At 70.8% G+C, this 12498-nt stretch carries 12 protein-coding genes and 1 pseudogene; 5 read left to right on the top strand and 8 right to left on the bottom strand.

All coding sequences use genetic code 11. The features are described from left to right. Position 1 precedes the first annotated feature (1 nt). From ABZO29_RS11460 to ABZO29_RS11445, 4 genes are all read right to left on the bottom strand, one after another. Positions 2–1033, bottom strand: a complete 1032-nt coding sequence (locus tag ABZO29_RS11460; RefSeq protein ID WP_367320059.1) for a LacI family DNA-binding transcriptional regulator — start codon at positions 1031–1033, stop codon at positions 2–4. 91 nt (positions 1034–1124) lie between these two features. Then, complete coding sequence (locus tag ABZO29_RS11455; RefSeq protein WP_367320058.1) at positions 1125–1961, bottom strand: ATP-binding cassette domain-containing protein; 837 nt, start codon at positions 1959–1961, stop codon at positions 1125–1127. Continuing rightward, the gene (locus tag ABZO29_RS11450) at positions 1958–2953 is read right to left on the bottom strand and encodes an ABC transporter permease (protein ID WP_367320057.1); all 996 of its coding nucleotides are present in this window, start codon (positions 2951–2953) and stop codon (positions 1958–1960) included. Before ABZO29_RS11450 ends, ABZO29_RS11455 begins: the two co-directional genes overlap by 4 nt. A 158-nt stretch (positions 2954–3111) precedes the next feature. After that, a complete protein-coding gene (locus tag ABZO29_RS11445) occupies positions 3112–4134 on the bottom strand; it encodes a sugar ABC transporter substrate-binding protein (protein WP_367320056.1) in 1023 nt (340 codons plus the stop codon). Between the two features lie 251 nt (positions 4135–4385). On the opposite strand from ABZO29_RS11445, the pseudogene ABZO29_RS11440 reads away from it, so the two are divergent. From ABZO29_RS11440 to ABZO29_RS11425, 4 genes and pseudogenes are all read left to right on the top strand, one after another. Continuing rightward, positions 4386–5349 (top strand): annotated as a pseudogene (locus ABZO29_RS11440) (carbohydrate kinase). 162 nt (positions 5350–5511) lie between these two features. After that, on the top strand, positions 5512–5805 hold the full coding sequence (locus ABZO29_RS11435) for a putative quinol monooxygenase (protein WP_367320055.1): 294 nt from the start codon (positions 5512–5514) through the stop codon (positions 5803–5805). A gap of 98 nt (positions 5806–5903) precedes the next feature. Further along, positions 5904–6701: a VOC family protein gene (locus ABZO29_RS11430; RefSeq protein WP_367320054.1), complete on the top strand. Its 798-nt coding sequence runs from the start codon at positions 5904–5906 to the stop codon at positions 6699–6701. Positions 6702–6732: 31 nt separating this feature from the next. After that, on the top strand, positions 6733–7323 hold the full coding sequence (locus ABZO29_RS11425; RefSeq protein WP_367320053.1) for a DUF998 domain-containing protein: 591 nt from the start codon (positions 6733–6735) through the stop codon (positions 7321–7323). A 15-nt stretch (positions 7324–7338) separates the two neighbouring features. Here ABZO29_RS11425 and ABZO29_RS11420 read toward each other — a convergent pair whose 3' ends face one another. Then, positions 7339–7593 (bottom strand): EF-hand domain-containing protein, encoded by a 255-nt coding sequence (locus tag ABZO29_RS11420; RefSeq protein ID WP_367320052.1) that lies wholly within the window; start codon positions 7591–7593, stop codon positions 7339–7341. Positions 7594–7719: 126 nt separating this feature from the next. Between ABZO29_RS11420 and ABZO29_RS11415 the strand changes: the two genes are divergently transcribed. After that, positions 7720–8688 carry a TAXI family TRAP transporter solute-binding subunit gene (locus tag ABZO29_RS11415; RefSeq protein ID WP_367320051.1) on the top strand — a complete coding sequence of 323 codons (969 nt, stop codon included), beginning with the start codon at positions 7720–7722 and terminating at the stop codon, positions 8686–8688. Between the two features lie 211 nt (positions 8689–8899). Here ABZO29_RS11415 and ABZO29_RS11410 read toward each other — a convergent pair whose 3' ends face one another. From ABZO29_RS11410 to ABZO29_RS11400, 3 genes are all read right to left on the bottom strand, one after another. Next, complete coding sequence (locus ABZO29_RS11410; protein ID WP_367320050.1) at positions 8900–10276, bottom strand: ATP-binding protein; 1377 nt, start codon at positions 10274–10276, stop codon at positions 8900–8902. After that, positions 10273–10962, bottom strand: a complete 690-nt coding sequence (locus ABZO29_RS11405) for a response regulator (protein ID WP_367320049.1) — start codon at positions 10960–10962, stop codon at positions 10273–10275. The genes ABZO29_RS11410 and ABZO29_RS11405 overlap by 4 nt, the downstream gene beginning before the upstream one ends. Before the next feature lie 80 nt (positions 10963–11042). Next, the gene (locus tag ABZO29_RS11400) at positions 11043–12425 is read right to left on the bottom strand and encodes an MFS transporter (RefSeq protein ID WP_367320048.1); all 1383 of its coding nucleotides are present in this window, start codon (positions 12423–12425) and stop codon (positions 11043–11045) included. Positions 12426–12498: the final 73 nt, after the last annotated feature.

Here is a 12498-nt window from a genome sequence, read left to right as displayed (position 1 = left end):
CTCAGGCCTTCTGCAGCACCGGAGCAGGATGCTCCCCCGAGCCCCGTACGACGAGTCGGGTGGGGACGGTGATGGTGCGGGCGCGGGAGCGGTTGCCGTCGAGGCGGGAGAGGGCGGTGGTCGCCGCTGTTCTGCCGATTTCCTCGGGGTCCTGGGCGACGACGGTCAGGGCCGGTTCGAGTGCCTCGGCGAGCGCCACGTCGTCGAAGGCGACGACGGCGACGTCCTTCCGTCCGCTGCGGGAGAGTTCGGTGACGATCCCCAGCGCGACGATGTTGTTTCCGGCGAACAGGGCCGTGGGCGGATCCGCCAGACCCAGCAGCTGGGACGTGGCGGCGGAGGCCCCGTGCTGGTCGTGGGCGTTGGTGACCAGGGAGCGGTCGTAGGGGAGGCCGGCTTCCTGCAGGGCCGTACGGTATCCGGCCAGGCGCTCGCGGCGGGTGTAGAGCTTGGCGGGCAGGTCGCCGATGAAGCCGATGCGCCGGTGGCCGTGGGCGACGAGGTGGGTGACACCGTCGTGGGCGCCCGCGCGGTTGGAGCTGACAACGCTGTCCGTGGACAGTCCCACGCCTGGACGGTCCAGAAAGACGACGGGCAGGCCCCCCGTCCGGTGGGTCTTGAGGTGGGAGTGGTCGGCACCGACGGACGGGACGACCATCAGGATGCTGATGCGGCGGGCGAGGAAGGTGTCCGTCAACGCCCGTTCGCGCGCGGGATCGTCCGCGGAGGAGCCCATGAGCAGGGTCAGGCCGCGATCGCCGACGGTGGCCTCGATGCTCCTGGCCACGGCTCCGAAGAAGGGGTTGCCGAGGTCGGGGACGACCAGTCCGATGGTGGTGTCCGGTCCGCCTACGCGGATGTTGCGGGCCATGAGGTTCGGCTGGAAGCCGAGCCTGGCCACGGCGGTGAGAACCTGTTCCCTGGTCCGGGCCGAGACGGGGCCGTCCTGGTTGAGGACCCGGGAGACCGTCTTGGCGCTGACCCCGACTTCTCGGGCAACGTCTGCCAGGGTGGGGCGGCGGTTGGCTGCCATGGAGGTAAACAGTCTCCCGTGCTCGTCGGTTCCGGCCGCGGCCCCCGACCGCGGGTCCCGGCCGGAACCGGTGAGTGTTTCTGTCGTGCCGTCAGTTGGCCTTGACACCGGCGGCTTTCGCCGCCTCGGAGTCGGCTACGACAGTACCTCCGGCCGCGTCGACGGTGAGCGCGCCGGTCATGATGGCGACGACCTCCGCCATGGAGTAGTCCGAGGGCTTGATCACCGCGGCCCGCTTGCCGAGGCGGTGGACGTGGATCCGGTCGGCGATCTCGAAGACGTGCGGCATGTTGTGGCTGATCAGGACGACCGGCATGCCCTTGTCGCGGACGCGGCGGATGAGGTCGAGGACCTGGCCGGATTCCTTGACGCCGAGGGCGGCGGTGGGTTCGTCCATGACGACGACGCTGCGGGCCCAGGCGACGGAACGGGCGACCGCGACGGCCTGGCGCTGTCCACCGGAGAGCGTCTCGACCGACTGGGTCAGCGAGCGCAGACCGATCTTCAGGTCGGCCATGTGCTCGGCGGCCTCCTGACGCATGCGCTTCTTGTCCAGCATCCGGAAGACGCTGCCGAGGACGCCGGGGCGGCGCAGCTCGCGGCCGAGGAACATGTTCGAGGCGATGTCCATGGAGGCGGCCACGGCGAGGTCCTGATAGACCGTCTCGATGCCGTGGGCGCGCGCGCTTTGCGGACCGGAGAACTGGATGGGTTCGCCGTTGAGGCGTATCTCGCCCGCGTCGGGGACCACCGCGCCGGTGAGCGCCTTGATCAGGCTGGTCTTGCCGGCTCCGTTGTCGCCGATGACGGCGAGGACCTCGCCGGGCAGCAGGTCGAAGTCGGCACCGTCGATGGCGGTGACGTGGCCGTAGCGCTTGACCAGACCGCGGGCCTGCAGCACGGGCGTGGGGGAGGATGTGGCGGTCATCGGGCCTTCTTCCGGGAGATCTGGTCGACGGTCACCGCGAGGATGACCAGGACCCCGGTGATCAGGGTCTGGTAGATGGAGGCGACACCCATCAGCTGCAGGCCGTTGCGGAAGACGCCGACGATGAGGACGCCGATGAAGGTGCCCAGGACCGATCCGCGTCCGCCGAACAGGCTGGTGCCGCCGAGGACCACGGCGGTGATGCTGTCGAGGTTGTCGGTCTGTCCGGCCTGGGGGTCGCCGACTCCGGTGCGGGAGATCAGCAGCAGGGCGGCGATGCCGTAGAGCAGGCCCGCGACGGTGTAGACGCCGATGGTCAGCCGGGAGGTGCGGATGCCGTTCAGCCGTGCCGCTTCCTGGCTGTTGCCCAGGGCGTAGACGTGCCGGCCCCAGCCGGTGCTGCTGAGCGTGTAGGCCAGGAGCAGGAACAGGGCGATGGTGACCAGGGAGCCGTAGGTGATGTCCGTGTGGCCGAGCGGGAAGGTCTGCCCGAGCGCGGTGAGCGAGCCGGGCAGGTTGGTGACCGTCTGCTCCTCGGAGTAGATGTGGGTCAGCGCGAACGCCACGTTGAGCATGCCGAGGGTGACGATGAACGGCGGCAGCGGGATCTTCTGCACCAGCAGCCCGTTGAGCAGTCCGAAGCCGGCACACACGGCTATGCCCACCGCGATGGCGACGAGCGGGGGCAGGGTGCCCTCCGCGGCCATCTTGGCGATCATGATGCTGCCGAACGCCATCACGGCGCCGCACGACAGGTCGATGCCGGCCGTGAGGATGATCAGGGTCTGTCCGATGGCGAGGGTGCCGACGACCATGACCTGCTGCACGATCAGCGAGAAGTTGCCGCCGGTGAGGAACTGGTCGGTCGAGAGGGAGAAGAAGGCGCAGGCGAGGAGGAGGGCGACCAGTGGGCCGGTGGTCGGTGCCGTGAGCAGTCTGCGGGCCGTGGTCGGTGCTTTGAGCTCGGCGTACGGCGTGGTCGTGGCTGTCATGCGAAGTCCTTGTCGGAAGACAGAAGTCGTTGTCGCTCCTTGCCGGATGACAACAGGAGGACAAGAGGACGAGGGGGCGGCCGTCCCCGGTCGGGGAGGAAGGGGCCGGCCGCCCCGCTGAGGGGGGAAGGCGGTGCCGAACGGTCCTCGGGGGCGGCTCAGCCCCAGCAGTTCTCCAGGCCGAAGGCGGTGTCCTTGGAGCTGACCCCGTCCTGTGCCTTGTCGGTGATGAGGGTGACGCCCGTGTCGGTGTAACCGGAGGCCTTCTTGCCGTCCTTGGCGAAGGTCACGACTGCCTTGACGCCCTCGGAGGCCATCTTCAGCGGGTACTGCTGGGAGGTCGCGGCGATCTTGCCGTCCTTGACGGCCTGGGTGCCGGTGCAGCCGCCGTCGACGGAGACGATCAGCACGTCCTTCTCGCGGCCCTTGGCCTTCAGCGCGGTGAAGGCGCCCAGGGCGGCCGGCTCGTTGATGGTGTAGACGAGGTTGATGGAGGGGTCCTTCTGGAGGCAGTTCTCCATGGCGGTCTGGCCCTTGGCCTGGTCGCCGCCGGTGTCCTGGGAGCAGACGATGGAGGAGTCGCCCTCCTTGACGCCGAAGCCCTTGAGGAAGCCGTCGTGCCGCTGCACGCCCACGGACACGCCCGGCGCGAGGTCGAGGGTGGCTATCTTCGCGGTCTTGCCCTTCATGGCGGCCTTGGCGTACTGGCCGATCAGCTCACCGGCGGTCAGGTTGTTCGTGGCGAACAGGGCGTCGACGGCGCTTTCCGGCTCGGTCGGCGTGTCCAGGGCGATGACCAGGACGCCCTTGGCGCGGGCCTTGGCGATGGCGGGCACGATGGCCTTGGAGTCGCTCGGGGTGATCAGGATGCCCTTGACGCCGGCGGCGACCATGTTCTCGATGGCGGTGACCTGACCGGCGTTGTCGCCGTCGAACTTGCCGGCCGCGGTCATGAGCTTGACGCCCTCGGACTTGGCGGCCTTCTCCGCGCCCTCCTTCATCTTCACGAAGAACGGGTTGGTGTCGGTCTTGGTGATCAGTCCGACCTTGACGTCGCCCGAACCGGCGCTGGTGGAACCCGAACCGGAGCCGGATCCGCAGGCCGTCAGGGTGAGGGCTGCGACGCCGGTGACCGCTGCGGCCTTGAGGAGGGAGGAGGACAGACGAGTGGTGCGAGGCATGTTCGACTCCTGTGGGTAGCGAGCGGCACGGGGGTGGGATTCAGAGCGTGCCGCCCGGGGTGTCATCGTTGACTTATGTCATCGTTGACACTGCCTGGCGAGGATGATGGACTCCATCTCCCGGAAACGTCAATGCCTTGGACTCGTCACAAATCGGCAACGCCCGCGACCGTCGCCCATGCGTGGCCGCCATCCCGGCTGCGCCATGAATTGCCACTCCTGTTCGGATGTTCGTCAGGGGAGAGCAGCCCATGAGCGCCCGTCAGATCACCGTCCTGGGGGAGTGCGTCGCGGACGCGTTCGCCGAACCCGCAAGCGCCTCGAACGAACTCGCCCTGCGCGTGCTGCCTGGCGGCGGACCTGCGAACACGGCAGTGGCCCTGGCCCGCCTCGGCACCCCGGCCGCTTTCTCGCCCGGCTGTCCGGCGACGTGTTCGGACGCGTCTTCCGCCCCCACCTCGAGGCATCCGGGGCGGACCTGTCGAACGCCGTACCGGCTGAGGAACCCAGCACGCCGGCCGTGGCGGAGCTGGACGAGAACGGGCAGGCCGCGTTCTCCTTCCACGCCCGGAACACGGCCGACTGGCAGTGGACGGCCGAGGAACTGGGGCGGGTGGATCTGTCCGAAACCGCCTGCGTGCACACCGGATCCCCTGGCCCTGGTCCAGGAGCCCGGAGCGGCCGTGGTGGAGGACTTCCTCGCCGCGGCGGCCCCCCGGGCGACCATCGGCATCGACCCGAACGTCCGGCCGCTGCTGGTGCGTCCCGACGTCCACCGCGCCCGGCTTGCGCACTGGTGCGGTCTCGCCGATGTGCTGCGGGTGAGCGCCGACGACCTGGAACTCCTGCTGCCCGACACGCCGCACGACCAGGCCTGCGACATCTGGCACGCGGACTGGGGCGCGGCTCGTGGTGATCACGCTCGGCGGTGACGGTGTCCTGCTCTCGCTCGACGGCGAACGGCTGCGGATACCCGCGGTGCCGACGACGGTCGCCGACACGGTCGGGGCGGGGGACTCCTTCACCGCCGGGCTGCTGCAACGCCTCGGAACCCGCGGACTCCTGGGCGGCCGGCTGACGGAACTCCGTCTCGGCGACGTCGCGGAAGCATGCCGGTTCACCGCCCGGGTCGCGGCCCTGACCTGCTCGGTTGTCGGCCCCAACCCGCCGTTGCGGAGCCAGTTGGTACAGCTCGCCACGGCCGATCGCGCATGACGGGGCGGGGTGAGCCGTGCGGGCGGGCATCACGCCCGAACCGTTGACGCGACGGCCGGATCGCCCCCATCATCGGACCACTCGATGTCAACGATGACACATGTCAACGATGACACCCCTGGCCGGCGCATCGACCGGCGGCACCACGGAGGACACCGCACCGTGAACAAGACCCTGCTCGCCGAATTCACCGCCCGCGAGGGAGCCGAGGACGAGGTCGCCCGCCTGATCCTGGACTACGCCAAGAAGGTGCGCGAGGAAGAGGGCAACCTCGCCTTCGACGTCTACACCAAGGCTGCGGCCCCGCGCGCCTACTGGATCTTCGAGGTGTACCGGGACGAGGACGCCTTCCAGGCCCACCTGAAGGCCCCGTACGGCGGCCCGTTCAACGCCGCACTGACCCCGCTGATCGAGGAGGACGCCTCCGTGCTGACCTTCCTCGATCCGGTGACCTGAGGTCCCTTGGTCCCCGCGTCCAGGACACGTCCGACGCGCGATTGCCGATGGCCGGTGTCAGGCTGAAATCACACCGGACCTTGCGAAAGGGAATCGCCGTGATCACCACTGACGCCACCCCCGGCTCCCCCTGTTGGCTCGACCTGGGTGCCCCCGACGTCCGGGCCGCCGCGGCCTTCTACAGCGCGGTGCTCGGCTGGGAGTACGAGTCCATGGGCGAGGGGGAGGACATGGAGGGCGGGATGTTCCGGAAGGACGGCAAGACCGTCGCCGGCCTCGGCAAGCTCACCGAGGAGGGTGCGCGCCCGGCCTGGATGATCTATTACAGCGTCACCGACGCCGACGCCACGACCCAGGCCGTGGAGCGCGCGGGCGGCACGGTGCGGGTGGCTCCGCGGGACCTCGGCGACTGGGGCCGGATGGCGCAGTACACCGACCCGCTGGGGGGTCAGTTCGCCGTCTGGCAGCCGGGGAAGAACACGGGCTTCGAGCTGGTGGAGGAGCCGGGCTCGCTGTCCTGGACCGAGCTGTACACGAGCGACGCAGCGGCCGCCAAGGAGTTCTACGGCGGTGTCTTCGGCTGGCGGTTCGGCGACATGGAACTGCCGGGCGGCGGGGGCACGTACACCCTCATCACCCCCGAAGGGCTTCCCGAGGAGCGTATGCAGGGCGGCCTCATGGAGGTCCGCAAGGAGGACCTCGCCCTGGCGGGCGGGCGGCCGTACTGGCATCCGGTCTTCGCCGTCGCCGACTGCGACGCCACGATCGCCAAGGTCACCGAGAACGGTGGCAGCGTGCAGATGGGACCGGAGGACGCGGAGGGAGTCGGTCGGCTGGCGGTCTGCCTCGACCCGTCGAACGCGGACTTCGTGGTGCTCACCCCGTCCCGGAGCTGAGCCGATTCTCCGCGAGCGCTCCCCAGCACCTGTGCCCAGGTGGGCCCTGCTCACGTCGGGTTGCGCGCCCGTCCTGCTGGCCGCAGGCTGGACGATTGCGGGGCTGCTCGAGGGGCCCGCATACGACCCCGCCACTCGGACGATCAGCGTACTGGCGGCTTACGGCGCTTCCGGATCGTGGGTGATGACCGGAGCGCTGGTGGCCGTCGGCGTCTGTCACCTGCTCACGGCCTGGGGGCTGCGGCCGGCCGCGTTCGCCGGCCGCGTGGCGCTCGCTGCCGGCGGTGTGTCCGCGCTGGTGGTGGCGCTGTTCCCGGCACCGAGCAGCGGGGGCTCCCTGCGGCACGGTTCGGTCGCGGCGGTCGGCTTCACCCTGCTGGCGGTCTGGCCGGTCCTGTCCGCCGTTCGCCACCCGGCCGCACCGTGGGCGCTGCGGCCCGCCGCCGCATTCGGGGTGACCGCTCTGATGGGCGTCAGCGCGACATGGTTCTTGATCGAACTGCATGTCCACGGTTCCGTCGGTGTCGCCGAACGCGTGGTGACGTCCGTTCAGTCCCTGTGGCCCTTCGTGGTCGTCGCCTCCTGCGTCCGCCACCGTGATCAAGGTGGACTCCCGACGTGACGTGACGGCAGCCGGTCAGCGCCAGCCGAAACGGCGGTCCACCACCGCCGCGAACTCCTCCAGGGTCAGTACGGCGTCCCCGTTCTGGTCCGCTGCGTCGAACAGCGCGGAGGAGGTGTCGACGTCCCCCACGCCCCAGAACGGCAGATACCCCGATGCGGCCAGAGTCGGGCCCTTCGTCCGCAAGGCGATGATCACCTCTTCGCGGGTCAGGATCCCGTTCTGGTCGAGGTCGAGTGCCTCGAACAGCTTCCGGGCCTTGTCGCTCATCTTGTCGTCCTCGTTCCTTTTCCCCCGACGGGACGGATCGGCCCACCCCGCTCCCCTGTATAAACGCCCCCTCACCGACCCGGGTTCCCCTCCTGCGGCATTCCGTGCGGCGGCTACCCTTCGCTCGTGACCAGCGCATCGGTGAGCCGTCGAAGCATGCTGGCGGCCGGGCTCGGCGGGGTCGCGGCAGCCGCGACGGCCGGGTGCGCGCAGGACGCGGGGCCGGCGCAGCGGCTGCGCTTCGCGACGGGGCCGGAGGGAGGCCCGTACAACGCCTTCGGCAAGGCCCTGGCGAAGGCGGTCGCGGGGAGTGGAGGCCGACTGGAGATCGTTCCGGTGGGCACCTCGGGAGGCGTGGACAATCTGCGGATGCTGGAGGACGGCTCGGTGGAGCTGGCCCTGGCCATGGCGGACGCGGCGCAGGAAGCGGTACTGGGACGGGAGCCGTTCTCCCGTCCGGCCGCGGTGACGGCGCTCGCCCGGGTCTACGTCAACTACACGCACCTGGTGGTACCGGCGAACGGGCCGGTGCGCTCGCTGACCGATCTCGCTGGCCGGCCGGTCGCCGCGGGCGCGGCGGGATCCGGCGTCCAGGTGGTGGCCGGGCGGCTGCTGCGCGCCGCCGGGCTGACCGGCCGGCGGGCGGTGCAGGAGCGGCGGCTCGCACTCGCGGCGTCGGTGGAGGCCCTGCGTGGGGACACGGTCGACGCGCTGATCTGGTCCGGCGGTGTGCCGACGCCCGCGCTGTCGGCCCTGGCACGTGAGCTGCCGCTGCGGTTTCTGCCGCTGGAGGGCCAGGTGAGCGCACTGCGTGAGAGATACGGCCCCTCCTACACGGCGGTCACGATTCCTGCCGGGGCATACGGGCTGACGGAGCCCGTGGGCACCATCGGGGTCGGCAACTACCTGATGGCCCGTGCCGACGTGCCGGAGCGGGCGGTGCGCGAGGTGCTCCGCGTGGTGTTCGACCGGTGGCGCGTGCTGCTGCGGGAGGTGACGGCGGGCGCCCGGCTGGAGCCACGGTTCGCCATCTCCACCGGTGAGGTGCCGCTGCACCCCGGTGCGGTTGCGTACTACCGGTCGGTGTACGACTGAGCAGGTGTACCGGACGGGTGTGTGGGGTTCAGCGGGCCGGTAGTCGGAGTTCCACGGCGAGGCCGTGGGGGGTGTTGCCGGCGACGGTGAGCCGGCCGCCGCTGAGGCGGGCGGGTTCGTCGGCGATGGGAGGTGCCGCTGCACCCCGGTGGGGTCGTGTACTACCGGTCGGTGTACGACTGAGCAGGTGTACTGGACGGGTGTGTGGGGTTCAGCGGGCCGGTAGTCGGAGTTCCACGGCGAGGCCGTGGGGGGTGTTGCCGGCGACGGTGAGCCGGCCGCCGCTGAGGCGGGCGAGTTCGTCGGCGATGGCCAGGCCGAGCCCGCTGCCGGGTACGTTCTGGTGGTCGGGCGCTCGGGCGAACCGCCGTAGCAGCAGCGGCAGTTGCTCCTCGGGCACCCCGGGTCCGTCGTCGACGACCCGCACCGCCACCTCGTCGTCCCGGAGTGCGGCGCGCACCTCGACACGGCCGCCGGACGGCACGAACTTGGCGGCGTTGTCGAGGAGCGCGTCCAGGATCCGGCCCGCCGCGTCGGGCAGCGCCCGCGCCCGCAGGCCGTCCGCGACGGCCGGGGCGCTCAGCCCCACCCCGGCCTCGCGGAACACCGGAGCCCAGGCCGCGACCCGGTCACGTACCGTCTGTGACACGTCCTGCTGGGCCGGTTCCGCGGTGCCGGACTCCACGCGCGCCAGCGCGAGCAGGCCGTCGAGCAGTTCCTCCAGGCGTTCCGCCTCGTCCAGGGCGCGGGAGTGTTCGGCCCGGCCCGGGCCGGGGGCGATGTGCGGCTCGACGTTCTCCAGTTGCAGCACGAGGGTGGCCAGCGGGTTGCGCAACTGGTGGGAGGCGTCGGCCACGAAGTCGCGCTGACGGCCGATGGAGTCGGCCATGGCCTCGGCCATGGTGTTGAAGTGCTGCCGCAGGCTGCGCAGCTCCGGTGGACCGGTGTCGGAGACGGCCCGTGTCCTCAGGCTTCCGGAGGCCAGGCCCTCCACGGCCCGGTCCAGGTCGCGGACCGGCCGCATCAGCCACCGGGCGATGCCCACCGCGACCAGGGCCGCGGCCGAGAAGGCGGCGAGCGCTCCGCCCGCGATGAGGGACCAGCGCATGGTCACGTCGTGTCGGGCGGCGTCCGTGGGGACGGTCAGCAGTACCGCCCCGCTCAGCTGTTCGTCCCGCCCGACCGGCTCGGCCAGTACCACGGTGTCCGGGCCCCACGGAAGGATCGTCGGCAGCCGCTCGGTGGAACGGCCCGTCAGAGCCCGGCGCAGGGCGTCTCCCGACGCCGGGTCGGGCGTCGAGGAGGCGCCCGGTCCGGCCCGGACGACGGTACGTCCCGCCGTGTCGACGACGGTCACCGAGGCCCCGTACAGGTCGGCGTAGCGGCGGATCTCCGTGGACAGCTCGGTGCGGTCGGCGTCGGTGCGCATCCGGTCGGCGAGCTCGGCGAACCGCACCGCCTCGGAGCGCCGCTGGAGTAGCAGGTGCTCGGTGCGCCCGTCGGCGTAGGAGCCGGCCAGGGGCAGTGAGAGCAGTACTGTCGCGGCTCCCATGAGCACCACCAGCACCGCGAGGAGTCTGCGCCTCATCGCTCGCCGCCCACCTGTGGGGAGCCGAGCTGATAGCCGAAGCCGCGGACGGTACGGACCAGTTCGGCCCGGCCGGTCTTGGCGCGGATGCCCGCCACATGGACGTCCAGGGAGCGCGAGGCGGCGAGGAAGGCGTCGCCCCAGATGCGGTCCAGGATCTCCTCGCGGGAGTGCACCTGGTCGGGGCGGGCGGCCAGGAACGCCAGGACGTCGAACTCGCGCCGGGTGAGCCGCACCTCGGCGCCGGCGACCGTGACCGCGCGGCCCGCGATGTCGATCTCCACGTCACCGGCGCGCACGGGAGCGCTTTCGCTCTCCGCACGCACCGAGGAGGTCCCCGTCCGGCGTCGCACGGTGTCGATCCGGGCCATCAGCTCGTTCATCCGGAACGGCTTGACCACATAGTCGTCGGCCCCGGCGCGCAGCCCCTGCACGACGTCGCGCTCCTCGCAGCGGGCGGTGACCACGATCAGCGGCGCGTCACAGACGGTGCGCAGCCGCCGCAGCAGCTCGAGACCGTCCAGGTCCGGCAGCCCGAGATCGAGCAGCACGAACTGCGCCTCGTGGACGTGCAGCAGGGCGTCCATGGCGCGGCCGACCCTGCGCACGGTGTGCCCGCGCTGGGCGAGGGCGGTGCCGAGGGCCTGGGCCATGCGGTCGTCGTCTTCGACGAGAAGCGCGTGCATGTGAGTCCTTGTGCCGCTGTGACCTGGGGAGCAGCTTACGGAAGCGGCTCGCCCAGGTCACTGTGGGTTCCCTGGAGGGTTCAGCGGACCGCTTCGGCGGGAGCGGCCGCCTTGACCGGGTCGCCGTCGGCGTCCGCGTCGGTCTCGGCGCGGCTGAGCGCGGCACTGCGGGTGTCCGGCATGAGGACGTAGGTGATCAGGGAGATCATGGCGCACCCGGACACGTACCAGAAGAACATCTTCTCGTGGCCGCCGTTCTTGAACCACAGCGCCACGTACTCCGCCGTCCCGCCGAACAGGGCGTTGGCGATCGCGTACGGCAGCGCCACGCCCAGGGCGCGCACCCGGGTCGGGAAGAGCTCCGCCTTCACGGCCGCGTTGATCGAGGTGTATCCGGTGATGATCACCAGGGCGAGCAGGGAGAGGCCGAGCGCGGACCAGTACGAGGACGCCGAGCCGAGCGCCGTCATGATCGGGTAGGTGCCGACGGTGCAGCCGACCGCGAAGGTGATCAGCAGCGGGCGGCGGCCGATCCGGTCGGACAGCATCCCGGCGAAGGGCTGGAGCACGGCGAAGACGGTGAGCGCGGTGAAGCTCACGAGGGTGGCGGTGTTCTTCGCCATGCCCGCGCTGCCGATGAGGTACTTGGTGAGGTACGTGGTGTACGTGTAGTAGGCCACGGTGCCGCCGAGGGTGAGCGCCATGACCAGGCCGGCCTGGCGGCGGTGCTGCCACAGCGCCTTCAGCGTGCCGCGTGTGTTGTCCTCACGGCCGCCGTCACCGGCTTCCTCGGTGAACGCGTCGGTCTCCGTCAGCCGGCGCCGCAGCCAGAACACCACGAGTGCGAAGAGCGCGCCGAGCACGAAGGGGATGCGCCAGCCCCAGCTCTCCAGTTGGGCGGTGGTCAGGGTGTGCTGCAGCGTGATGAGGATGCCCAGGCCGAGGATCTGGCCGCAGGTCATCGACACGTACTGGAAGGAGGAGCCGAGGCCGCGGCGGTTGCGGGCGGACGCCTCGGTCAGATAGGTCGCGCTGGCGGCGTACTCTCCGCCGATGCTCATGCCCTGCAGCAGCCGCGCCAGCAGCAGCACCACGGCGCCGAAGTAGCCGGCCTGGCCGTAGGTGGGGGCCAGGGCGATCAGCAGTGCGGCCACCGACATCATCGTGACGGTCAGGGTGAGCGCGCTCTTGCGCCCGTGCCGGTCCGCGGCGCGGCCGAGCACCCAGCCGCCGACCGGGCGCATCAGGAAGCCGACCGCGAAGATACCGGCGGTGTTCATCAGCTGGGTGGTCGGGTTGTCGCCGGGGAAGAACGAGTCGGCGAAGTAGATCGCGAAGCTGGCGTAGACGAACCAGTCGTACCACTCGACGAGGTTGCCGAGGGACCCGCCGACGAGGGCGAGGCGGCGTTTCGCGCGCAGTTCTTCGGACCGGGTTCCGGGCACGGCCGGGGAAGAGGACATGGCGGCTCCAGACGGAAGTCCCAGGTTGGGATGGTGGAAAGCCCCTGATGGACGGGGTGAGAAGCCCCGGTGA

Origin of the sequence: Streptomyces sp. HUAS ZL42 (assembly GCF_040782645.1) — a bacterium.
Lineage (GTDB): Bacteria > Actinomycetota > Actinomycetes > Streptomycetales > Streptomycetaceae > Streptomyces.
This window is presented reverse-complemented; position numbering and strand designations above follow the sequence as displayed.

Coding starts and splice junctions, on each gene's coding strand:
- ABZO29_RS11460 (WP_367320059.1), bottom strand. CDS start 1,033: ATGGCAGCCAACCGCCGCCCCACCCTGGCAGACGTTGCCCGAGAAGTC.
- ABZO29_RS11455 (WP_367320058.1), bottom strand. CDS start 1,961: ATGACCGCCACATCCTCCCCCACGCCCGTGCTGCAGGCCCGCGGTCTG.
- ABZO29_RS11450 (WP_367320057.1), bottom strand. CDS start 2,953: ATGACAGCCACGACCACGCCGTACGCCGAGCTCAAAGCACCGACCACG.
- ABZO29_RS11445 (WP_367320056.1), bottom strand. CDS start 4,134: ATGCCTCGCACCACTCGTCTGTCCTCCTCCCTCCTCAAGGCCGCAGCG.
- ABZO29_RS11420 (WP_367320052.1), bottom strand. CDS start 7,593: ATGAGCGACAAGGCCCGGAAGCTGTTCGAGGCACTCGACCTCGACCAG.
- ABZO29_RS11410 (WP_367320050.1), bottom strand. CDS start 10,276: ATGAGGCGCAGACTCCTCGCGGTGCTGGTGGTGCTCATGGGAGCCGCG.
- ABZO29_RS11405 (WP_367320049.1), bottom strand. CDS start 10,962: ATGCACGCGCTTCTCGTCGAAGACGACGACCGCATGGCCCAGGCCCTC.
- ABZO29_RS11400 (WP_367320048.1), bottom strand. CDS start 12,425: ATGTCCTCTTCCCCGGCCGTGCCCGGAACCCGGTCCGAAGAACTGCGC.